This is a genomic window from Kitasatospora sp. NPDC127035, from assembly GCF_042726075.1.
GTDB lineage: Bacteria > Actinomycetota > Actinomycetes > Streptomycetales > Streptomycetaceae > Kitasatospora.
This window is the reverse complement of sequence record NZ_JBHXDN010000086.1, coordinates 18,816-39,731: the sequence shown is the minus strand read 5'-3', so window position 1 is coordinate 39,731 and position 20,916 is coordinate 18,816. Positions and strand designations below refer to the sequence as shown.

Sequence of the window (20,916 nt, the reverse complement as noted above, 5' to 3'; positions counted from 1 at the left end):
CGCGAGAGGAGGTCTCGCGAACCGGGCCGGCCCAACGGGCGTGTCCCGCGCCCGTGGATCCACTGGTGGTGCGGCGATCACCCGGTCAAGCGGTCACCCGACATGACCATTCCGGGAGGTCGTTCACCCCGCACCCAGCGGTGGTTCTGGTGCTCGATCAGATCGAGACGCCGTGCGCCCGCAGGTAGGCGATCGGGTCGATGTCCGAGCCGTACTCCGAGCCGGTGCGGATCTCGAAGTGCAGGTGCGGGCCGGTCACGTTGCCGGTCGCACCGGAGAGGCCGATCTGCTGGCCGGCGGTGACGGTCTGACCGACCTTCACCGCGATCGAGGACAGGTGCGCGTACTGGGCGTACTTGCCGTCGGCGAGCTTGATCTCGACCTCGTTGCCGTAGGCGCCGCCGTTGCCGGCCTTCACCACGGTGCCGGCCGCGATGGCGCGCAGCGGGGTGCCGGTGGCAGCGGAGAAGTCGACACCGGTGTGGTGGCCGGAGGACCACATGGAACCGGCGACACCGTAGGCGGTACCGAGCTTGGTACCGGCCAGCGGGGCGACGTAGCCGGAGGAGGCGACCACGGGAGCCGGCGCCGGGGCGGCGGGCTTCGCGGCCTGGACCGGCGCGGGCTTGGCGGCGGGCGCGGCGGGCTTCGCGGCCGGGGCGACCGGCTTGACGGCCGGGGCGGCGGGCTTCGCGGCCGGGGCGGCGGGCTTGGCGGCCGGCTTCACCGAGTCCTGCGAGACCTGCGGCTTGGCGGCGGGCGCGGCCGGCTTGGCGGCCTCGACGGCCTTGCCGCCGAGTGCGAGCTGCTGGCCCGGGTAGATCAGGTTCGGGTTGGCGCCGACGACCGAGCGGTTGTGCTCGTACAGGGCCTCCCAGCCGCCCTGGACGTTCTTCGCGTCGGCGATCTTCGACAGGGTGTCCCCGCCGGCGACCTTGTAGGTCTCCTCGGCCGCGGCGGCCGGGGCGGTCTCGGCGGCCGGAGCGGCGGCCGGGGCGGCGTCGACGCTGGCGGCGCCGTTCCAGGTGCTGGTCTGGTGGGGCTTGGCGGCCGGAGCCTCGTGGGCCTGGGCGCTCACCGCGGTGACCAGCGGGAGGGCGAAGGCGGCGCCGGTGACGGCGGTGGCGATACCGATGCGGACGGCGCGGGGCAGGGCGATACGACGAGCCTGTGCGGCCATGGCTGATGTCCTCTCCGACGCCTACGAGGTGAGCTGTCGGGTTCGGGCTGGAGTTGCCCGGCCGCATCTAGGCGGCTTCACCCCAAGCCGGACCGCGAATTCCGGTCCGGCGACTTACCTTTGGGTCCCCCGCTCCTGCCGAACAGAGTTCGTTGCGTACCACCGGGCAGCGGCAGGACTAGGCGTTCCACCCGGTGGCCACCCGGGCTGACGCCGGGCGGTCGCTGAACTAAAACTCATCCGTCCGAGTGAAGCAATGTCGATCTCTTGAACTCGCAACAAAACACCGGACCGCCGTCACGCTCCGAATGATCGGCTGCACAGTACGCACACAATCGATTCACGGCGTGCCACTGATCCACGACCCTCCGCCGATTTCCGGACCGGTCCGCACACGATCACTCACGGAAAGCCATCCGCCGACACGCCCCCGGTGACCCTTGTCACGTCGGCCCCCGGGGCGGACGATCATGCCGTGGCCACCTCCGAGGCCGGCATCCTGCGGTTGGGCACCGCGCAGGGTCGCTGGGTACTTCTGGCGACGGTGCTCGGCTCCAGCCTGGCGATGCTCGACGGGACCGTCGTGAACGTCGCGCTGCCCAGGATCGGGACCGATCTCGACGCCCCGCTCGCTGCCCTGCAGTGGACGCTCAACGCCTACCTGCTCACCCTGGCCGGGCTGATCCTGCTCGGCGGCGCGCTCGGGGACCGGTACGGCCGGCGCCGGATCTTCCTGCTCGGCGTGGTCTGGTTCGCCGTCGCCTCCGCGGCCTGCGCGGCCGCGCCCACCATCGAGGTGCTGGTCGCCGCCCGCGCGGTGCAGGGCGTCGGCGGGGCCCTGCTCACCCCGGGATCACTGGCGATGCTCCAGGCGGTCTTCCACCCCGAGGACCGCTCCGCCGCGGTCGGCCTCTGGTCCGGCCTCGGCGGGGTGTCGGCGGCGGTCGGACCGTTCCTCGGCGGCTGGCTGGTGGACGGGCCGGGCTGGCGGTGGATCTTCCTCCTGAACGTCCCGCTGGCCGTGCTGGTCGTCGCGGTGACCGCCCGACACGTGCCGGAGAGCCGGGACGAGTCCTCGACCGGCCGGTTCGACGTCCTCGGCGCGGTGCTGGCCGCAGTGGCCCTGGGGACCTTCACCTACGCGCTGACCGCCGCCGGGGAGGGCCTCTCCCCGGGGGTCTGGCTCACCGGGGCGGCCGGGCTGCTGCTGGGCGTGGCCTTCGTGCTGGTCGAGCGCCGCACGCCGGAGCCGATGCTGCCGCTCGGACTCTTCTCGTCACGCCTGTTCACGGCGGTGAACCTGGTCACCCTCGCCGTCTACGCGGCGTTCAGCGGGGTCTTCTTCCTGCTCGTCGTGCAGCTCCAGATCGTCTCCGGCTTCTCCCCCCTGGTCTCCGGGGTGGCCCTGGTGCCGATCACCGTGCTGATGCTGGCGCTCTCCGCGCGGGCCGGACGGCTGGGCAAGCGGATCGGGCCCCGGCTGCCGCTCACCGTCGGCCCGCTGCTCTGCGCCGCCGGCGTGCTGCTGATGCTGCGGATCGGCCCCGACGCCTCGTACTGGACGGACGTGCTGCCGGCCGTCACGGTGATGGGCTGCGGGATGGTGCTGCTGGTCGCACCGCTGACCGCGACGGTGCTGGCGGCGGTGGAGGTGCGGCACGCGGGGATCGCCAGCGGCGTGAACAACGCCGCCGCCCGGGCCGCCGGCCTGCTCGCGGTCGCCGCCCTGCCGTCGTTGGCCGGGCTGAGCGGCGACGCCTACCAGGTGCCGGCCTCGGTGGACGCGGCGTTCCGCACCGCGATGCTGATCTGCGCCGGGCTGCTGGTGGCCGGCGGGCTGACCGCGCTGGTCACCGTGCACGGCAACGTCCTGGCGCCGGAGGATCACCCGGTGGCCGAGCCGGACTGCCGGTACGCCTGCGCCACCGGCGCACCGCCACTGGATCCGGGCCACGCGCCGGAGGCGTCCGAGCACGGCGAAGGCCCCGCCACCGGTACGGTGACGGGGCCCCGGCCGGACGCCTGACGAGACGCCGGACCAGCCTGACGGAACGTCAGAGGATGTCGCCCGGAGCGTACTTGGCGGCCTCGGGGTGGGCGGCCGCGACCGCCTCGATCTGCCGGACGACCTCGGCGACCTGGGCACCGGCGGCGCCGGTGAAGGAGAGCCGGTCACCCAGCAGCGCGTCCAGCGCGGCCCGGTCCAGCGGGATCCGCTCGTCGTTCGCGAGGCGGTCCAGCAGCTCGTTCTCCCGGGCGCCGGCGCGCATCGCGAGCGCGGAGGCGACGGCGTGCTCCTTGATGACCTCGTGGCCGGCCTCCCGGCCGACGCCCGCGCGGACCGCTCCCATCAGCACCTTGGTGGTGGCCAGGAACGGCAGGTAGCGGTCCAGCTCGGCCTCGATCACGGCGGGGAAGGCGCCGAACTCGTCGAGGACGGTCAGGAAGGTCTCCAGCAGACCGTCGAACGCGAAGAAGGCGTCCGGCAGCGCGACCCGGCGGACCACGGAGCAGGAGACGTCGCCCTCGTTCCACTGGTCGCCGGCCAGCTCGGCGGTCATCGACGCGTAGCCGCGCAGGATGACGGCCAGGCCGTTGACGCGCTCGCAGGAGCGGGTGTTCATCTTGTGCGGCATCGCGGAGGAGCCGACCTGGCCCTCCTTGAACCCCTCGGTGACCAGCTCGTGGCCGGCCATCAGGCGGATCGTCTTGGCCAGGCTGGACGGCGCGGCCGACAGCTGGACGAGGGCGGTCAGCACCTCGAAGTCCAGCGAGCGCGGGTAGACCTGGCCGACGCTGGTGAGCACGTTGTCGAAGCCGAGGTGCGCGGCGACCCGGCGCTCCAGCTCGGAGAGCTTGTCGGTGTCGCCGTCGAGCAGGTCGAGCATGTCCTGGGCGGTGCCGACCGGGCCCTTGATCCCGCGCAGCGGGTACCGGGCGATCAGCTCCTCCAGGCGGCGGAAGGCGACCAGCAGCTCGTCGGCGACGGTCGCGAAGCGCTTGCCCAGGGTGGTGGCCTGCGCGGCCACGTTGTGCGAGCGGCCGGCCATGACCAGCTCGGCGTGCTGGGCGGACAGACGGCCCAGCCGGACCAGGACGGCCACGGCGCGGTCGCGCACGTGCTCCAGCGACTGCCGGATCTGCAGCTGCTCGACGTTCTCGGTCAGATCGCGGGAGGTCATCCCCTTGTGGATCTGCTCGTGGCCGGCGAGCTCGCTGAACTCCTCGATGCGGGCCTTCACGTCGTGCCGGGTGATCCGCTCGCGGGCGGCGATCGACGCGAGGTCGACCTGGTCGATCACTCGCTCGTAGTCGGCGACGGCCGCGGCCGGCACCTCGACGCCGAGGTCCTGCTGGGCCTTCAGGACGGCAAGCCAGAGGTGGCGCTCAAGCACCACCTTGTGCTCGGGGGACCAGAGCTGGGCCAGGGTCGCCGAGGCGTACCGGGAGGCCAGGACATTGGGGATCTGGGGCTTCGCGCTCACGCTTCGCAAGCCTAACAGCCGAGGTCAGCCGGAACCGCGCCGGTCCGGCGGCCACGGCGGACGGGCCGGACGGACCGGACGGAGCGGCCCGGGCCGGGCCGGGGGCCGACGGAAACGGGGGCAGCGGTCGCGCCGGGCGCGCCCGGGAGTCGCGGAGGCCTCAGGGAGCCGCCCGGCCGCTGAGCACCGGGAGCACCTGGACGCAGACCGAGTGCAGCGCCACCCGCTGCTCGTCGGTCATGGTCCCGATGGCCTGGTGGGTCCGGCTCATCTCGCCCCGGATCAGCCCCAGGATCTCCCGGCCCTGCTCGGTGATGACGACGATCTTGACCCGCCGGTCCCCGGCCGCCGCCTCGCGGTGGGCCAGGCCCAGCGACTCCAGACGGTCGACGATCCCGGTCACGTTGGAGGCGTCACAGCCGAGGCGGCCGGCCAGCGCGCGCATCGGCACCGGCTCCTGGACGGCGCCGAGCGCCTTGGCCTGCGAGGAGGAGAGACCGTGCCGGGACGCGGCGGCCGCGAAGTCCTGGAAGTACGCGGCGCCGACGGCGGCCAGTGCCTCCATCAGCTCGCCGTTGGTCGGTACGGTCGTCGTCGCTGTCGAACCCATGAGGTCAGGGTACGACCGAGTGCTTCAGTAACTCAAGCTTTGAGCACGGCAAAGACCTGCCGTCCGGAGCGCGGGCCGCCCGGTCAGAGCACCAGCTGGTCGAAGAGCCGCCGCAGCTCGGCCTCCGGGTCGGCGGTCAGCCCGGTGTGCACCGGCCCCGGCTGGACCACCGCGCTGCGCGGCGCGGTCAGCCAGCGGAACCGCTGACCCGGGCTGTCCGCCGCCGCCGGACCGGCCTGCGGCCCGCCCTGGCAGACCACCTCGATCCCGTGCAGCGCCCGCCGCACCCCGGCGACGTCGACCACCGGGTCCAGCGCCAGCAGCCGCGCCTGGTCCAGGTGCGTCCGCGCCGCCAGGTGGGCGCTCTGCCGGCAGTACAGCAGCACGCCGACGTTGACGCACTCGCCGCGCTCCACCCGGGGCACCGCCCGGATCACCGCGTACTCGTAGTCGTGCAGCTCGGCGACGGCCGGCAGCGCCGACCGGATCGGACCGGTCATGCGGACACCTCCGGCAGCCAGTCCCGCGGACCGGCCAGTCGCTCGGTCAGCTGGGCGCGGTACGCGGCGCGCACCGCCTCGGGCGAGTCGAACCCCGGCTCGTCCGCCAGCCAGACCTCGGGGATCCGCGCCACCGCCTCCCCGATCGCCGACTCCGCCAGCGGGGCGAGCACCTTGTCGGCCGCGAGCAGGTCGGGCTCGGCGCGCAGCAGCGCGTGGTCGGAGGCGTCGTACGCCCGGCGGATCCAGGCAGCGGCGCCGGGCCAGTGGTGGTGGAAGATCAGGCTGGCGCCGTGGTCGATCAGCCGCAGCCCGCCGGTGGCGACCAGCAGGTTGGGATTGCGCCAGGAGCGGTCGACGTTGCCGATCAGCGCGTCGAACCAGAGCACCTGACCGGCCAGTCCGGAGTCCACCTCGAAGCAGACCGGGTCGAAGTTGAGCGCACCGCTGACGAAGGCCATGCCCAGGTTGACCCCGCCGCTGGCCCTCATCTGATCCTGGATCTGCGGGTCCGGCTCGCTGCGCGCCAGCACCGGGTCCAGGTCGACGGTGACCAGTTCGGGCACCGGCAGGCCGAGCCGCCGGCCGAGCTCCCCGGCCAGCACCTCCGCGACCAGCGCCTTGCGGCCCTGCGCGGCACCGACCCATTTCAGCGCGTAGAGCCGCCGGTCGTCGGCCTCGACCAGGCCCGGCATCGAGCCGCCTTCTCGCAGTGGCGTCACATAACGGACCGCCGTCACCTCGGGGAGCACGGCCGACAGCCTATCCGGCATATGCACGGGGCGGGTGTCGCTCGGCATGCTCGCCCGCCCGGGTCGTCCCGGTGGCAGCCCGTGCTGCTCCGTGCGAGTGTGGCGGACAGTAGCGGGGTAGACGCCTGCCCGGCACCACCGGCACCACCGGCACCACCGGCACCACCTGGCACCTGTACTGCCGTGACCTGCACCGCTGTGAACTGCGCCGATTCGACCGGCACCGACTCGGCCCGCACCGTGACTGAACGACACCGTGACTGAACGACATGCACTGTGAGGGACGCACGATGGAACGACCCCGGATCCTGATCGTGGGCGGCGGCTTCGCCGGGCTGGAGTGCGCGCGCCGTCTGGAGCGCAAGCTCGCTCCCTCGGAGGCGGAGATCTCACTGGTCACACCATTCAGCTACCAGCTGTACCTGCCCCTGCTGCCGCACGTGGCGGCCGGCGTGCTCACCCCGCAGTCGGTGGCCGTCTCGTTGCGCCGGACGCTGCGCCGGACGCACATCGTCCCCGGCGGCGCGATCGGCGTCGATCCCGGGTCCAAGGTCTGCGTGGTCCGCAAGATCACCGACGAGGTGGTGGCGCTGAAGTACGACTACCTGGTCCTCGCCCCCGGCAGCGTCACCCGCACCTTCGACATCCCCGGCCTGACCGACTACGCGCGCGGGATGAAGACGCTCGCCGAGGCGACGTACGTCCGGGACCACGTGATCGCCCAACTCGACCTCGCCTCCGCCACGCTGGACCAGCGCGAGCGCGAGTCCCGGCTCCAGTTCGTGGTGGTCGGCGGCGGCTACGCCGGCACCGAGACCGCCGCCTGTCTGCAACGGCTCACCACGGCGGCGGCCCTCCGCTACCCGCGGCTGGACGCCCGGCAGATCAAGTGGCACCTGATCGACATCGCCCCGAAGCTGATGCCCGAACTCGGCGACGCGCTCGGCATCGCCGCCCTGGAGGTCCTGCGCGGGCGCGGCATCGAGGTCTCGCTGGGCGTCTCGGTGGCCGAGGTCGGCGCCGAGTCGGTCAAGTTCACCGACGGCCGGGTGCTGCCCTGCCGGACCCTGATCTGGACGGCGGGCGTCGCGGCCAGCCCGCTGATCGGCACCCTCGACGCGGAGACGGTGCGGGGCCGGATCGCGGTGACGGCGGAGATGCGGGTGCCGCAGTTCGAGGGCGTCTTCGCGCTCGGCGACGCGGCCGCCGTGCCCGACCTCGCCAAGGGCGACGGTGCGGTCTGCCCGCCGACCGCCCAGCACTCGGCCCGTCAGGGCCGGGCGGCGGCCGGCAACGTGATCGCCGCCCTCCGCCACCAGCCGCTGGAGCCCTACTACCACAAGGACCTGGGCCTGGTCGTGGACCTCGGCGGCAAGGACGCCGTGTCGAAGCCGATCGGCGTGGAACTGCGCGGGGTGCCTGCCCAGGTGGTGGCACGCGGGTACCACCTGATGGCGATGCGCACCAACGCCGCCAAGTTCCGGGTCGGCGCGAACTGGCTGCTCAACGCGACCGCCGGTGACGACTTCGTCCGCACCGGGTTCCTGGCCCGCCAGCCCGCCCGTTTGCGCGACTTCGAGTACACCGACGCCTACCTGACGAAGGATCAGGTGAAGGCGCACGCCCAGGCGCTGCTCGCCAAGGGCTGACCGCCCGGCCGCGTCCGCGCGGTCCGGCCGGCGCCGGTGCCCCTCCCGCGACGGCCGTCGCGGGAGGGGCACCGGCCTTTCACCGCACGCTACTTCGCGGTCAGGTACATCCCGCCGGCGTCCTGCCCCGCCGTGTTGCGGCAGGCCCAGTTGCCGCTCGGTCTGGCGAACAGCAGGGTCAGGCAGCGCCCGAGAGCCAACTGCCCGTAGTAGTTGGGGTGCAGGGACTCCTGGAGGGCGCCCTGGGAGGTGTTGAGCCCGCCGTCCAGGAACCTCGCCCACTCACTGGTGGTGGCGGAGGGCGCACTGGTCGAGGTGGCCTGCCGGGTCGCCTTCGAGCAGACCTCGCGCCCCTGCAGCGTGTCGGCCAGGTCCAGGAACTGCACGCCCTTGGCCGCCGCGACCCCGGCCAGCGAGCGGGAGATCTGCGGCACCAGCGAGTCCCGCGCCCAGTCCGCGTCGCCGTTCCAGAGCGGACAGCCGCCGGTGTCCGACCGGCTCCAGCCGCTCTCCGGGTAACGGATCTCGGCGGCCCTCGGGATCGGCGACGGGTAGGACTGGAGCACGATCCGGTAGTCGCCGCTCCCGTACCCGGCAGCCGCCATCACGGTGCGGATCTCGTCCACCGCCTTGCCGACCCCGGCCATCGCCGCCGGCATCCGGGCGTCGACCTCGCTCTGCTGGTCGTCGTGACAGTAGGAGTACCAGACGAGGTAGTCGGCGACGCAGGTCTCGATCACGTCGGCGAAGCCGAGGTCGTTGCCCCCGATCGACAGCGTGACCAGCTTGACGCTGTACTGCTTCGCCACGGCGGCGAGCTGGTCGGCCTGCGGGGCCTCGCCCTTGAAGGACCGGCCGCCGGCGGCGGCACGGAAGACGTTCTCGGCGACGGCACCCGAACAGGCCAGGTTGATCTGGACCTGGGCCACGGTCGGTGCGCTGCGCACCTCGGCCACGTCCGAGCGGTCGCACCCGCTCGCGTGGGTGGCGCCGTAGATCCTGGCCGGGTCGGCCGCGCTGCCGCTCCAGGCCCGGTCGGTTCCGGCCCGACTGCCGCCGGAGGCAACGGAGTTGCCCTTCCAGCGGCCGGCCTCGCCGGAGATGTAGCTGTCGCCGAGGGTGACGCTGGCGGTCTGCCCGGCGAGAACCGCGCCGGTGGGGGACGCCGGGGCGGCGACCGCCGGCGCGGTGGTCAGCGCGGTGGCCAGCGGGAGTGCGAGGGCTGCGGTGAGCAGCCGCCCGCTCCAGGAGGTGGTCCTGCGGATGATGCTCGAACGGTTTTCGGGCACGGCGGAACTCCTGCGGTCGGTCTCGCCCGCACAGTGGGGTCGGGGAGACGCGGAGGTGAGGGTGGGCCGCCGGCCGGTGGCGCGATGAAGATGACATGCTCGCGCTTGTTACCGCTAGGTATCTGCACCGGATTTCTCGCCGGGTTACCGACCGGTTCAGCTCAGTCGCGAAACGGCGCCGCCCGTTCCGAGGACGCCGGCCAGGTCATCGGCCAGACGCCGCGCCTCCGCGGGGTCCAGCTCCGCGACGGTGATCCGCAGCCCGGGCGGGGACTGCAGCCGGTACCGCGCGCCGGGCGCCACGACCCAGCCCCGCTGCACCAGGGAGGCCAGCACGGTGGTCTCGTCCGGCACCGGCACCCAGACGTTGAGCCCGCTCGCCCCGTGCGCCGCGATCCCGCGCGCGGCCAGGTCGCCGATCAGCGCGTCCCGGCGCGCCCGGTACGCGGCGGCGACCCGCCCGGCCGGCGCCGCGTCGGTGCGCCACAGCTCGGCCACCGTGCACTGGAGCAGATGACTGACCCAGCCGGCCCCGAGCCGCTGCCTCCCGAGCACGCGACCGATGGTGTCCTCGTCCCCGACGGCGACCGAGAGCCGCAGGTCCGGCCCGTAGGCCTTGGCCGCCGAGCGGACCACCGCCCAGTGCGTCGGACCGGCCCCGGCCAGCGGGTGGTAGGGCTGGTCGACGATGCCGTGACCGTGGTCGTCCTCGATCAGCAGCACGTCCGGATGGCCGGCCAGCACCGCCCGCAGCTCCTCGGCCCGGCCGGCGGTGAGCACCGCCCCGGTGGGGTTCTGCGCCCGGCTGGTCACGACGACCGCCCGGGCCCCGCCGGTCAGCGCCTCGGCCAGCGCGCCGGGCAGCGGACCCGCGTCGTCCAGCCGGACCGGCGCGGCCCGCAGGCCCAGCGCCGGCAGCAGGTCCAGCAGGCTCCCCCAGCCCGGGTCCTCGACGGCGACGGCGTCGCCGGGGCGCAGCCGGGTGGCCAGGATCCGCTCGATGGTGTCGAGCGAGCCGGAGGCGACGGCGATCGGCCCGGCCGGCAGGCCGTCGGCGGCGAAGCCCGCGCCCGCCAGCGCGAGCAGGCCGGGGTCGGCGGCCGACCCCCCGTAGCGCACGGGGGCGCGCCGGGCGGCCTCGGCGGCGGCGGCGAGGGCGGGGGTGAGATCGGGCAGCAACGCCGGGTCGGGGTTGCCGTTGGAGAGGTCGCGGGCGTTCGGCGGGACGGGCAGCCGGAGCTGGTCGCGGGGGGTGTGGGGCGGTCGGGGGCGGATCCGGCTGCCCTTGCGGCCGGCGGTCTCGATCACGCCGCGGTCGCGGAGCAGCCGGTAGGCGGCGGCCACGGTGTTGGGGTTGACGCCGAGTTCGGTCGCGAGGTCGCGCAAGGGGGGCAGCGCCGTGCCGGGGGCCAGTCGGCCGCTGCTGACGCCCTGCTCGACGTCGGCCGCGATTTCGCTGGCACGCCGACCGGTGATCCGATAGTCTCCTAGCACAAAACAGATTATGCACTAGTACATAGAGGTTGTCATGTCGACCAGGCCGGACGGCGAAGCGTCCTACCCGCGCACCCCGCGCACCACTCCCACCCGCTACAAGGACCGCGCCACCTGGGAGCGGGAGGCGATCCACGCCATCCTCGACGCCACCTACCTCTGCCACCTCGGGTTCGTCGCCGACGGCGCCCCGGTCGTGCTGCCCACCATCCACGCGCGGGTCGGCGACCGACTCTACGTGCACGGCTCCACCGGCAGCCGGCCGCTGCGCGGGGCCCGGGGTGACCAGGGCCTGCCGGTCTGCGTCACCGTCACCCTGGTCGACGCCCTGGTGCTGACCAAGTCGGCGTTCAACCACTCGATCAACTTCCGCTCGGTGGTCGCCCACGGCACCGCCCACCAGGTCACCGATCCCGAGGAGCTGACGACCGCGCTCGACGCCCTGGTCGACCAGGTCGTCCCCGGCCGCTCCGCCGAGGTCCGCCCGGCCAACGCCAAGGAGCTCGCCGCCACCGCCGTGATCCGCCTCGACCTCGACGAGGTCTCCGCCAAGACCCGCGCCGACCTCGCCGACGACGACGCCGAGGACCTCGACCTGCCGCACTGGGCCGGCGTCGTCCCGGTCACCAGCGGCTACGGCACACCCGAGCCGGACGCCTCCACCACCGTGCCCCTCCCCGCCAACGTCCGCGACCTGACGGCCTGACGGGGGCGCACCGATGCTGATCCGGTCCTGGGACCGCGGCGACGAGGCCGAGTGGCAGGCCTGGCTCGCCGAGGGGCGCGACTTCGGCCTGCTCGCCGCCAACGGCGGACCGGGCCGGGGTCCCGTCCTCGTCCCCACGCACTTCCTGCTGGACGCCGGGCACGGCGAGATCCTGCTCCACCTCGCCGCGCCCAACCCCCTGCTGGCCGCCGTCCGGGACGACCCGGAGGTCACCCTCGCGGTGACCGACGACTACGCCTTCGCGCCCGGTCACTGGCGCGGCGAGCCCGGCACGCCGACCAGCTACTACGCCTCGGTCCACTTCCACGCCACCGCCGAGATCGTCGAGGACGCGGCCGGCAAGGCGGAGATCCTCAACCGCCAGCTGGCGCACTTCCAGCCCGAGACCCCGCAGACCCGGGTGGTCCCGGGCGAGGGCGAGTTCGGCCGGCTCCTCCCGGGCCTGCGCGGGCTGCGACTGACGGTCCGCGAGGTCCGCGCCAAGTTCAAGTTCGACGACAAGAAGCCGCCGGCCGAGCAGTACGCGCTCGCCGACCGGCTCGCCGCGCGCGGCCTCGGCCTGGACGCGGGCACCCGCGCGCAGTTGCTGCGCCGCAACGCCCGGCGGGCCCCCCGCCCGTAGCGCGCGCCGACCGCGGGGCGCCCGGCCGACCGGTCGCCGCGGCTCCCCCACCACACCCGTACCCCGGTCACCCCGGGACCCGCATGGAACCCGGGTCCCGGGGTATCCGGGCTGACGCCAAGTCACCCGATCAGCCCGTATTCGGGCGGAACCCGCCCTCCGCTGGTCGAATGTGACACGAATCCTGCCCGCTCGGCCGTGGGGCGGGCCGTCCATCCCGGGGAGCGCACGTGTCCAGAACCCATACCCATCCGGCCTCCGGTGAGGCCCACCTCGGACACGTCGTCTTCATCTCCGCCGCCGCCGCGATGGGCGGTTTCCTGTTCGGCTACGACAGCGCGGTGATCAACGGCGCGGTGACGGGCATCCAGAAGCACTTCGACGTGGGCAACGGCGAGACCGCCTTCGTGGTGGCCATCGCGCTGCTCGGCTCGGCCGCCGGCGCGGTGGCCGCCGGGCGGCTGGCCGACCACCTCGGCCGGGTCCGCACCATGCTGCTGGCCGCCGTCCTGTTCGCGATCAGCGGCGTCGGCTCGATGTTCCCGCCGAGCATCGAGGTGCTGGCCACCTGGCGGGTGGTCGGAGGCGTGGCGATCGGCATCGCCTCGGTCATCGCGCCGACCTACATCGCCGAGGTCGCCCCGACCGCCTACCGCGGCCGGCTGGCCTCCTTCCAGCAGATGGCGATCGTGCTCGGCATCACCGTCTCCCAGCTCGCCAACTGGGCGCTCAACCAGGCGGCCGGGGGCGAGTCCACCGGCCACCTGGGCGGCGTCCAGGCCTGGCAGTGGATGCTCGGCGTGGAGGCGATCCCGGCCATCGTCTACGGGCTGATGGCGCTGGCCATCCCGGAGTCCCCGCGCTACCTGATCGCCGACCGGCGGGAGGCGCAGGCCCGCAAGGTGCTGCTGGAGGTCGAGGGCGAGGGCGTCGACCTGGACGCCCGGGTGGCGGAGATCCGCGGAGTCCTGGAGTCCAGCCACAAGCCGCGGCTCAAGGACCTGCTGGGCGGCCGGTTCGGCCTGCTGCCGATCGTCTGGGTCGGCATCGGTGCCTCGGTCTTCCAGCAGTTCGTCGGCATCAACGTGATCTTCTACTACTCCTCCTTCCTCTGGCAGTCGGTCGGCATCAACGAGTCCAACTCGCTGCTGATCAGCCTCTCCACGTCGATCGTCAACGTCATCGGCACGGTGATCGCGATGGCCCTGGTGGACCGGATCGGCCGCAAGCCCCTCGCCCTGGCCGGGTCGGCCGGCATGGCCGTCGCGCTGGCCACCGCCGCCTGGGCGTTCTCCTACCGGCACGGCACCGGCGACGCCGCCACCCTGGACGACGCCCACGCCACGGTCGCGCTGGTCGCCGCCCACGTCTTCGTGTTCTGCTTCGCCTTCTCCTGGGGCGTGGTGGTCTGGGTGCTGCTCGGCGAGATGTTCCCGAACCGGATCCGCGCGCTCGCCCTGTCCGTCGCCGCGTCCGCCCAGTGGATCGCCAACTGGGCGATCACCGTCAGCTTCCCCGACCTCGCCGACTGGAACCTGTCGGCGACGTACGTCATCTACGCGGTCTTCGCCCTGCTCTCCATCCCGTTCGTGGCCTTCTGCATCAAGGAGACCAAGGGGCGCTCCCTGGAGGAGATGGGCTGAGCTCCGACGTCCATGCCGCCGCGCGCGGCCCGTCCCCGAGAGGAAGCCATGCCCGACCAGCGCGGCTCCCGGCAGAACACCGTCTTCCCGAGCGGCGGCCGTGAGGCCCACGGGTACCTGGCCCGCCCGCCGCAGGGCCTCGGCCCCGGCCTGGTGCTGGTCCAGGAGTGGTGGGGGCTGACCCCGTACCTGGCCGGGGTCGCGGACCGGTTCGCCGCCGAGGGCTTCACCGTCCTGGCGCCGGACCTGTTCGGCGGCGACACCACCCACGACCGCACCGAGGCGGCGCGGCTCGAACGCGAGCTGCCGGTCGAGCGGGCCGTCCAGGACCTGCGCGGCGCGGTCGGCCACCTGCTCGGCCTGGAGGGCGTGGTCGGCGACGCGGTCGGGGTGGTCGGCTTCTGCATGGGCGGCGGCTTCGCCCTCCTGCTGGCCGCCGCCGAGGGCGACCGGGTGGCCGCCGCGGTGCCGTTCTACGGCCTGCCGCCCGACCGGGAGTTCGAGTACCGCGGCCTGACCGCGCACGTCCTCGGCCACTTCGGCGAACACGACCGGTCCGTCCCGATGAAGGCCGTCGACGAGGCCGCGATCCGGATCGGGGAGGCCACCGACGTCCGTCCGGAGATCCACTTCTACCCGGCCGGCCACGCCTTCATGAACGAGGAGGACCTGCTCGGCACCTACGACCCGCTGCAGGCCCGGACGGCCTGGCTCCGCACCGTCAGCTTCCTCTGGGGCCACCTCGGCTGAGCGGTTCGGTAAGGGGCGAAACTCGCTGGACAGCTGACCGCTCCCCCGGCATAGTCGCCGGGTGCAGAGCCCACCCTCCCCCGTGCCCCGGCCCCGGTTCGCCTGGGCGAGCCGCAACTTCCGGATCCAGACCGCCGCCACCGTGATCGGCGGCCTCGGCAACGCCGGTGCCCCGATCGCCACCGCCTTCGCGGTCCTGGAGGGCGGCGGTTCCACCACCGAGGTCGGCTACGTCACCGCGGCCCGGCTGCTGCCCACCGTCCTGCTGCTGGTGCTCGGCGGCGCCCTCGCCGACCGGTTGCCGCGCCACCACGTCATGGTCGGCGCCAACCTCTTCAGCGCGGCAGCGCAGGCGGCCCTCGCCGCGGTCGTACTGACCGGCGGGGCGCCGCTCTGGCAGCTGATGCTGCTCTCCGCCGCCGGCGGCGCCGGGTACGCGTTCTACGCCCCCGCCGCCGGGGGCATGGTGCTGGAGAGCGTCGCCCCGGAGCACGCCGCCCGCGCCTTCTCGGTGTACCGGATGGGCCTCAACGCCGCCCAGATCGGCGGCGCGGCGCTCGGCGGCGCGCTGACCGCCGCGGTGGGCCCCGGCTGGGTGCTCGCCCTGGACGCCGGCTGCTTCCTGGTCGCCGCGGCGCTGCGGTTCCTGCTGGAGACGGTGCCGCCCGTGGCGGCGGCCGCGGGCGGCGGCATGCTGCGGGACCTGCGCGAGGGGTGGCAGGAGTTCGCCTCCCGCCGCTGGCTCTGGGTGATCGTGCTCCAGTTCTCGGTCCTGGTGGCCTGCATCAGCGCGGTCGAGGCGGTGTACGGGCCCATCGTCGCGAAGGAACGGCTCGGCGGGGCCCGCGACTGGGGGCTCGCGATGGCGGCCTACGGCGTCGGCCTGGTCGCCACCGGCGTGCTGATGGCGCGCTGGCAGCCGCGAAGGATCCTGCTGGTCGGCAACTGGGGCGTCTTCCTCTTCGGGGTGCCCGCCCTGGCGCTGGCGGTGTCCGCCCCGCTGCCGGTCCTGGCCGCGTCGATGTTCCTGTCCGGCGTCGGGGTCACCGTCTTCGGCGTCAACTGGATGATCGCGCTCCAGCAGGAGATCCCGCCCGAGGCGTTCTCCCGGGTCGCCGCGTACGACGAGTTCGGCTCGCTCTCGCTGGCGCCGCTCGGCACCGCGCTGGCCGGACCCGCCGCCGGGTTGCTCGGCCTCTCCGGCGCGCTCTGGGCCTGTGCCGCGCTCTCCTTCCTCCTCAGCGCGGTCGTCCTGCTGGAGCCGCAGGTCCGCCGGCTCACCAGACGCCCGACCGCCGGCCCCACCACCGCCGACGCCGCCGCCGACGACGCCCAGGGCACACCGCGCACGGCAACCGCTCCCACCCTCTGACGCGCCCCGTGCGCCCCCGGATGCGCCCTCCGGTGGGCAACCACCGGAGGGCCCGGCTCGTCCGACCAGGTGACGACGAGTGAGACCTGGGGGGCGCCCGATGCCGAAGCCACTGCTGTTCCTGGACGTCGACGGAGTGCTCAACCCGGTCTGCCCCGGACCGGAGACCGACTTCGACGCGCACACCATGCTCGGCTACACCGTGCTGCTCTCCCCCCGGCACGGCACGTGGCTGCGCGAACTGGCCGCCGGCTACGAACTCGTCTGGGCCACCACCTGGGAGGAGCACGCCAACGCCCACATCGCCCCGGCGATCGGCCTGCCGGAGCTGCCGCTGGTCCGGTTCACCGGCTACACGCCCCAGCCCGGCGACCCGCGCGTCCCGTTGATGGAGCTGTTCTCCGCCCGCAAGTGGGCACCGCTGCTGCGCTACGCGGCCGGGCGGCCGTTCGCCTGGGTCGACGACGTCATCCCCGGCCGGCTGGTCCGCAGCGCGCTCTGGCGTCGCGACCGCGTGTTGCTGCCGATCGATCCGGGCCGGGGCCTCGAACGCCGGCACGTGGACCGGCTGCTGGCCCGGCCGCCGCGTCCCGCCACCCTGCGCCTGCGCACCACCCGACCCACCACCCGGCCCGAGGCCGGTTGACCTCCCGGCCCACCGCGCCCACCCGCCCGGGCCGCCCTTGCCCCGCCCGGCCGCACGCGGCGGGCCTCACCCGGTCGGCAACCAGCTCACGTGCCCGGCCAGCAGCGCGTACCCGACGAAGGCCACCGTGTCGATCAGCGCGTGCGCCACGACCAGGGGCATCACCCGCCCCCACCGCCGGTAGAGCAGGCAGAACACGACGCCCATCACGATGTTGCCGACCAGCCCCCCGACCCCCTGGTACAGGTGGTACGAGCCGCGCAGCAGCGAACTCGCCACCACCGCGGCCGGCCACGACCAGCCCAGCTGCCCCAGCCGGCGCAGCAGGTAGCCGAGGACGACGACCTCCTCCAGGATCGCGTTCTGCCAGGCGGAGGCGAGCAGCACCGGAATCCGCCACCACACGTCCGGCAGCCCGGACGGCGCGACCGTGAGGTTGTAGCCGGCGGCCTGGGAGGCGAGGTACAGCGCCAGTCCCGAACCACCGATCGCCGCCGCGACCGCCGCACCCCGGCCGAGGTCGCGCAGCTTCTGCCCGAGGTCGAATCCGAGCACCCGCAGCGCCACGCCCTCGCGGACCAGCAGGTAGCCGACCAGCACGACCGGCATCAGCCCGCGTCCGACGTAGTACAGCTGCCAGAGCAGGTCGAGCCAGGGCCGGCCGGGGGCCCGTGAGCCGTTCAGCGTGGCGACCTGCCGGCCCAGGTTGAGCGGTTCGGTGAGCGAGCCCGCGAAGCTGATCAGCGCGCCGATGCCGCTGGCCCCGAGGGACAGGCCGAGAACGATCAGCAGCTCCGCGCCGAGCAGCCGGCGGGTGGGCTTCGCGGTCTGCGGTTCGGTCGGGACGGTGGTCACGTGGTGCTCCAGCGCGGACGGCGGACGGGCGTCGCTCCGGCCGTCGGCCGACCGCCGGAGCGGTCATCCTTCCACAGCGTGCCGGTGGGGTGTGCGGGGCGGATCGGCCCGGGGCCGCGACGGCTTCGTCCGGACCTTCGTCCGGACCGATCCCCGCGACGCGCCTATCCCACGGGCCAGGTGTGCACCGGCTCACCGCCGCGCGAGTACTCCATGTACCGGCGGGTCATCGCCGCCAGGGCGGCCGGCCGGTCCATCCCGTACTGCTCGCGCAGCCGGTGGAACGTCGCGCTCTGCCAGGAGGCGCCGTTGGTCCGGCGCAGGCAGCGCTGCTCGATGATGCCGAGGTAGCGGTCCCGGTCGGCCGGCTCCACGCCCCAGGCGTCGAGTCCCTGGTGCGCCATCGGCAGCAGCTCGCCCAGCACGAGGTCGACGGCGGGCACCGCGGTCAGGCCGCCGCCGCGCCCGGCCCGGCCGTGCCGCGGCCACTGGAACACCGCGTCGACGCCGTACCGCGCCGCCTGCCGGAAGTTCTCGTCGGCCCGGTCGAACGGCAGCCTGGTCCAGATCGGCCGCGCCTGCTCGGCCAGCACCCGGACCACGCCGTAGTAGAACGCCGCGTTGGCGAGCGTGTCGGCGACGGTCGGCCCGGCCGGCAGCGCGCGGTTCTCCACCCGCAGGTGCGGCACCCCGCCGCTGACGTCGTACACCGGTCGGTTCCAGCGGTAGATGGTGCCGTTGTGCAGCCGCATCTCGGCGAGCCGGGGGACCCCTCCGGAGCCGAGCACCTTCACCGGGTCCTCGTCGTCACAGATCGGCAGCAGCGCCGGGAAGTACCGCAGGTTCTCCTCGAAGAGGTCGTACGCCGAGTCCACCCAGCGCTCGCCGAACCAGGTGATCGGGCGCACGCCCTGGGCCTTGAGCTCCGCCGAACGGGTGTCACAGGCCTGCTGGAACAGGACCGGCCGGGTCTCGCGCCACAGCTCCCGGCCGAACAGGAAGGGCGAGTTGGCACCGAGCGCGAGCTGCGGACCGCAGATCGCCTGCGCGGCGTTCCAGACCGAGGAGAACCGCTCGGGGGTCACCTGCAGGTGCAGCTGGAGCGACGTGGCCGCGGCCTCCGCGACCATGGTGATGGACTCCAGCTGGAGGCGCTCGACGCCCTCGATGTCCAGCGTGATGTCCTCGCCCCGGGCGGCCAGGATCTGGTCGCTGAGCAGGCTGTACCGCTGGTTGTGGGACATCGCGTCCAGCCCGGTGTGGTCGTGCTCCAGGGTCGGCAGGATGCCGACCATCACGATCCGCGCCCCGGCCTCGCTCGCCCGCCGGTCGGCGTAGCGCAAGCCGGTGTCGATCTCCTCGCGCAGGTCCTCGAAGACGTGCCCGCAGAGCCGGTGCGGCGCGATGTTGACCTCGATGTTGAACCGGCCGAGCTCGGTCTGGAAGTCGCTGGACCCGATCGCGGTGAGCACCTGCGCGTTGTTCATCACCGGCAGGCCCTGCTCGTCGGCCAGGTTGAGCTCGATCTCCAGACCCATCACGGCCCGTGGTCGCTCGAAGCGGTCCTCGCGCAGCATCCGGCCGAACACGTCGAGGCTGGACTGCAGCTTGCGCCGGTAGAGCTGCCGGTCCGACAGGTCCGCCCGCGTCGCCACGACCTTCTCGCCCATGGTCCCCTCCTCCAGAGCCGCCCGGCCGAGCGACCGTGCAAGCATCATGCCCACCCCGAAGATCGATACCCGATGGCTTCGATTGGCTTGCAATGCAAGGAAACTGATGCCGTTTCAGCTAATCTGCCGACTTGCCCGACGCCACCGCCTGTGATAAACAGGTCACCCTGCGCACCTGTTCGAGTAGAATTCGCACTGCCCCACGGCCCGGCCCGCTTTCGCCGCGAGACCACCGTCGACGGCGGGGGCCTCGCCGGCACCGCGATCCTGCCCAACCGGACAAGGCCCAGGTTCCGTCACCGCCGACGCACCGGGCCATGCCGGTATGCCGCACTCGCACGCCGATCTCGCACGGAGAGGCGACTTTGCCATGACTCTGCAGACTCCCCAGCCCCCGCCCAGCGCGCTCCGCGCCGTCCTCGCCGCACTCGACTCCGAGACCGCGCTGCGCCAGCCCGCCGCCGCCGCGCTCCGTCATCCGACCGGCGCACTGCTCCCCGCCCATCCGCTCGCCGTCCACGTCCTGGACGGGCCTCGCGCCGATCTCGCCGCCGCCCGGCGAACGGGGTGGCGCTTCCTGATCAAGGACGGCGCCGACGTGGCCGCCGCGGCCGAGGTGGTGCAGGGGTCCGAGGGCCACACGTTCTCGCACTTCACCGCCGGCCCCTACCTGGACTCGACGGTCCGGGCGCTGCGCCAGGCCTGGCAGCTCGCCCAGTCCTCCCGGGCCCGCCGGCAGCCCAGGCTGCTGACCTTCCCCGGCCAGTACGCGACGGCCCTGTGGCTGCACGGCCCGGACGGCGACACCGGCTCGGACCTGCTGATCCCGCTGGCGCCGGCTCCGCTCGGTGTCACCGCGCACCGCACCTACCCGGCTGCCGAGCTCCTGCCGGTCCTGGCCCGTACGCCGATCGGGCGGCCGCTGCTGCTCGGCTCCCCCTGAGAGCGGGGCACCCGACCCGAGGCCCGACAACCCGGCGCCCCGAGCCACCACCCGGACCCGACCCGGGACCCGCCCGGTGTCCGGCCCCGCGCCCCGGCCGGGTGCTCCGGTCCGGGGCTCAGCCACGCCCACCCCCCGCCCCTCCCGGCCACCGCCCGGCGAACACCCGGGTGGGCCATGCGGCATGGCCCGTCCGGGCCCGTCACCGGATGGCCCACCCGGCACCGGCCACGGTCCGCCGCCACCTGAACGGGTGATCTCTACCCGTTGGTTGTGGCGCATGTCACGAAATCGCTGCGCGCGCGTCCCCGGATGCCGACACTGGGAACCAGCGTGGAGGGACCTCCTATCCTACCCACTTGAGTGCCGGTCCACACCTGGCCCGACACCGGACAGAATCCGACCACCGCGGCAGCGCCCGACGGCAGACCGGCGGCACCGTGTCTCGGGGAGGATCGCAGAGCGAAGCGAGGGTACGCATGTGCCAGCACCGTCCTGAGTGCCCGTCGGCCGAGTCCGAGGACCGCGAGGCCGCCGTCCCGGTGGCGTGCCACCCGGAGCAGGGCTGGAGCCTGCTCTGCAACGGCGTCCTGCTGTTCGAGGACACCGGCGAACTGCTGCCCGACGGCCGGGTGATCGCCCCGCGCCGCCGGACCGCCCACGCACTCTGACCCGCCCGGCACCGGTCCGGACCACCACGGAACACAGGGCAGGGCCCCGGCGGAACGT

At 73.7% G+C, this 20,916-nt stretch carries 19 protein-coding genes and 1 riboswitch; of the genes, 10 read left to right on the top strand and 9 right to left on the bottom strand.

Annotated features, from left to right (window positions below; all coding sequences use genetic code 11):
• Positions 1 to 157: 157 nt before the first annotated feature.
• Positions 158 to 1,180 carry a peptidoglycan DD-metalloendopeptidase family protein gene (locus ACFWIC_RS36520; protein ID WP_380521209.1) on the bottom strand — a complete coding sequence of 341 codons (1,023 nt, stop codon included), beginning with the start codon at positions 1,178 to 1,180 and terminating at the stop codon, positions 158 to 160.
• A gap of 3 nt (positions 1,181 to 1,183) precedes the next feature.
• A riboswitch (cyclic di-AMP (ydaO/yuaA leader) is annotated at positions 1,184 to 1,345 on the bottom strand.
• Positions 1,346 to 1,655: 310 nt separating this feature from the next.
• Here ACFWIC_RS36520 and ACFWIC_RS36515 point away from each other — a divergent pair.
• Positions 1,656 to 3,206, top strand: coding sequence for an MFS transporter (locus tag ACFWIC_RS36515; protein WP_380363547.1), 1,551 nt, complete (start codon positions 1,656 to 1,658; stop codon positions 3,204 to 3,206).
• A 28-nt stretch (positions 3,207 to 3,234) separates the two neighbouring features.
• On the opposite strand, the gene purB is transcribed toward ACFWIC_RS36515, so the two are convergent.
• The 4 genes from purB to ACFWIC_RS36495 form a co-directional block, all read right to left on the bottom strand.
• Positions 3,235 to 4,665 (bottom strand): adenylosuccinate lyase, encoded by a 1,431-nt coding sequence (gene purB, locus ACFWIC_RS36510; RefSeq protein ID WP_380521207.1) that lies wholly within the window; start codon positions 4,663 to 4,665, stop codon positions 3,235 to 3,237.
• A gap of 160 nt (positions 4,666 to 4,825) precedes the next feature.
• Positions 4,826 to 5,275 carry a MarR family winged helix-turn-helix transcriptional regulator gene (locus ACFWIC_RS36505; protein ID WP_380363545.1) on the bottom strand — a complete coding sequence of 150 codons (450 nt, stop codon included), beginning with the start codon at positions 5,273 to 5,275 and terminating at the stop codon, positions 4,826 to 4,828.
• 83 nt (positions 5,276 to 5,358) lie between these two features.
• Positions 5,359 to 5,775, bottom strand: a complete 417-nt coding sequence (locus tag ACFWIC_RS36500; protein ID WP_329877905.1) for a DUF3037 domain-containing protein — start codon at positions 5,773 to 5,775, stop codon at positions 5,359 to 5,361.
• On the bottom strand, positions 5,772 to 6,527 hold the full coding sequence (locus ACFWIC_RS36495; protein ID WP_380521205.1) for a HipA family kinase: 756 nt from the start codon (positions 6,525 to 6,527) through the stop codon (positions 5,772 to 5,774). The genes ACFWIC_RS36500 and ACFWIC_RS36495 overlap by 4 nt, the downstream gene beginning before the upstream one ends.
• A gap of 290 nt (positions 6,528 to 6,817) precedes the next feature.
• Here ACFWIC_RS36495 and ACFWIC_RS36490 point away from each other — a divergent pair, with 290 nt between their 5' ends.
• A complete protein-coding gene (locus ACFWIC_RS36490) occupies positions 6,818 to 8,176 on the top strand; it encodes an NAD(P)/FAD-dependent oxidoreductase (protein ID WP_380521203.1) in 1,359 nt (452 codons plus the stop codon).
• Between the two features lie 89 nt (positions 8,177 to 8,265).
• Here ACFWIC_RS36490 and ACFWIC_RS36485 read toward each other — a convergent pair whose 3' ends face one another.
• Both ACFWIC_RS36485 and ACFWIC_RS36480 read right to left on the bottom strand, forming a co-directional pair.
• Positions 8,266 to 9,465, bottom strand: coding sequence for a GDSL-type esterase/lipase family protein (locus ACFWIC_RS36485; RefSeq protein WP_380521201.1), 1,200 nt, complete (start codon positions 9,463 to 9,465; stop codon positions 8,266 to 8,268).
• Between the two features lie 156 nt (positions 9,466 to 9,621).
• On the bottom strand, positions 9,622 to 10,959 hold the full coding sequence (locus ACFWIC_RS36480) for an aminotransferase class I/II-fold pyridoxal phosphate-dependent enzyme (protein ID WP_380521199.1): 1,338 nt from the start codon (positions 10,957 to 10,959) through the stop codon (positions 9,622 to 9,624).
• Between the two features lie 34 nt (positions 10,960 to 10,993).
• On the opposite strand from ACFWIC_RS36480, the gene ACFWIC_RS36475 reads away from it, so the two are divergent.
• From ACFWIC_RS36475 to ACFWIC_RS36450, 6 genes are all read left to right on the top strand, one after another.
• Positions 10,994 to 11,665, top strand: coding sequence for a pyridoxamine 5'-phosphate oxidase family protein (locus ACFWIC_RS36475; RefSeq protein ID WP_329877915.1), 672 nt, complete (start codon positions 10,994 to 10,996; stop codon positions 11,663 to 11,665).
• 13 nt (positions 11,666 to 11,678) lie between these two features.
• Entirely contained in the window at positions 11,679 to 12,308 is a 630-nt protein-coding gene (locus tag ACFWIC_RS36470; RefSeq protein ID WP_380363094.1) for an FMN-binding negative transcriptional regulator, read from the top strand.
• A gap of 230 nt (positions 12,309 to 12,538) precedes the next feature.
• Positions 12,539 to 13,951 (top strand): sugar porter family MFS transporter, encoded by a 1,413-nt coding sequence (locus tag ACFWIC_RS36465; protein WP_329877919.1) that lies wholly within the window; start codon positions 12,539 to 12,541, stop codon positions 13,949 to 13,951.
• A 48-nt stretch (positions 13,952 to 13,999) separates the two neighbouring features.
• A complete protein-coding gene (locus ACFWIC_RS36460; RefSeq protein ID WP_380521197.1) occupies positions 14,000 to 14,701 on the top strand; it encodes a dienelactone hydrolase family protein in 702 nt (233 codons plus the stop codon).
• A gap of 61 nt (positions 14,702 to 14,762) precedes the next feature.
• On the top strand, positions 14,763 to 16,073 hold the full coding sequence (locus tag ACFWIC_RS36455; RefSeq protein ID WP_380521196.1) for an MFS transporter: 1,311 nt from the start codon (positions 14,763 to 14,765) through the stop codon (positions 16,071 to 16,073).
• Between the two features lie 100 nt (positions 16,074 to 16,173).
• The gene (locus ACFWIC_RS36450; RefSeq protein WP_380363089.1) at positions 16,174 to 16,719 is read left to right on the top strand and encodes an HAD domain-containing protein; all 546 of its coding nucleotides are present in this window, start codon (positions 16,174 to 16,176) and stop codon (positions 16,717 to 16,719) included.
• Between the two features lie 66 nt (positions 16,720 to 16,785).
• Here the strand turns inward: ACFWIC_RS36450 and ACFWIC_RS36445 are convergent, their stop codons facing one another.
• On the bottom strand, positions 16,786 to 17,574 hold the full coding sequence (locus ACFWIC_RS36445; protein ID WP_329950152.1) for a CPBP family intramembrane glutamic endopeptidase: 789 nt from the start codon (positions 17,572 to 17,574) through the stop codon (positions 16,786 to 16,788).
• Between the two features lie 164 nt (positions 17,575 to 17,738).
• A complete protein-coding gene (locus tag ACFWIC_RS36440) occupies positions 17,739 to 19,244 on the bottom strand; it encodes a glutamate--cysteine ligase (protein ID WP_329950161.1) in 1,506 nt (501 codons plus the stop codon).
• A 370-nt stretch (positions 19,245 to 19,614) separates the two neighbouring features.
• Here ACFWIC_RS36440 and ACFWIC_RS36435 point away from each other — a divergent pair, with 370 nt between their 5' ends.
• Both ACFWIC_RS36435 and ACFWIC_RS36430 read left to right on the top strand, forming a co-directional pair.
• On the top strand, positions 19,615 to 20,187 hold the full coding sequence (locus tag ACFWIC_RS36435) for a hypothetical protein (RefSeq protein ID WP_329877931.1): 573 nt from the start codon (positions 19,615 to 19,617) through the stop codon (positions 20,185 to 20,187).
• A gap of 479 nt (positions 20,188 to 20,666) precedes the next feature.
• Positions 20,667 to 20,858 (top strand): DUF5999 family protein, encoded by a 192-nt coding sequence (locus tag ACFWIC_RS36430; protein ID WP_329877932.1) that lies wholly within the window; start codon positions 20,667 to 20,669, stop codon positions 20,856 to 20,858.
• Positions 20,859 to 20,916 lie beyond the last annotated feature (58 nt).

Excerpts from the sequence above, each read along its gene's own strand:
- ACFWIC_RS36520 (WP_380521209.1), bottom strand. The coding sequence starts at position 1,180 with ATGGCCGCACAGGCTCGTCGTATCGCCCTGCCCCGCGCCGTCCGCATC.
- ACFWIC_RS36505 (WP_380363545.1), bottom strand. The coding sequence starts at position 5,275 with ATGGGTTCGACAGCGACGACGACCGTACCGACCAACGGCGAGCTGATG.
- ACFWIC_RS36500 (WP_329877905.1), bottom strand. The coding sequence starts at position 5,775 with ATGACCGGTCCGATCCGGTCGGCGCTGCCGGCCGTCGCCGAGCTGCAC.
- ACFWIC_RS36490 (WP_380521203.1), top strand. The coding sequence starts at position 6,818 with ATGGAACGACCCCGGATCCTGATCGTGGGCGGCGGCTTCGCCGGGCTG.
- ACFWIC_RS36475 (WP_329877915.1), top strand. The coding sequence starts at position 10,994 with ATGTCGACCAGGCCGGACGGCGAAGCGTCCTACCCGCGCACCCCGCGC.
- ACFWIC_RS36470 (WP_380363094.1), top strand. The coding sequence starts at position 11,679 with ATGCTGATCCGGTCCTGGGACCGCGGCGACGAGGCCGAGTGGCAGGCC.
- ACFWIC_RS36460 (WP_380521197.1), top strand. The coding sequence starts at position 14,000 with ATGCCCGACCAGCGCGGCTCCCGGCAGAACACCGTCTTCCCGAGCGGC.
- ACFWIC_RS36450 (WP_380363089.1), top strand. The coding sequence starts at position 16,174 with ATGCCGAAGCCACTGCTGTTCCTGGACGTCGACGGAGTGCTCAACCCG.
- ACFWIC_RS36440 (WP_329950161.1), bottom strand. The coding sequence starts at position 19,244 with ATGGGCGAGAAGGTCGTGGCGACGCGGGCGGACCTGTCGGACCGGCAG.
- ACFWIC_RS36435 (WP_329877931.1), top strand. The coding sequence starts at position 19,615 with ATGACTCTGCAGACTCCCCAGCCCCCGCCCAGCGCGCTCCGCGCCGTC.
- ACFWIC_RS36430 (WP_329877932.1), top strand. The coding sequence starts at position 20,667 with ATGTGCCAGCACCGTCCTGAGTGCCCGTCGGCCGAGTCCGAGGACCGC.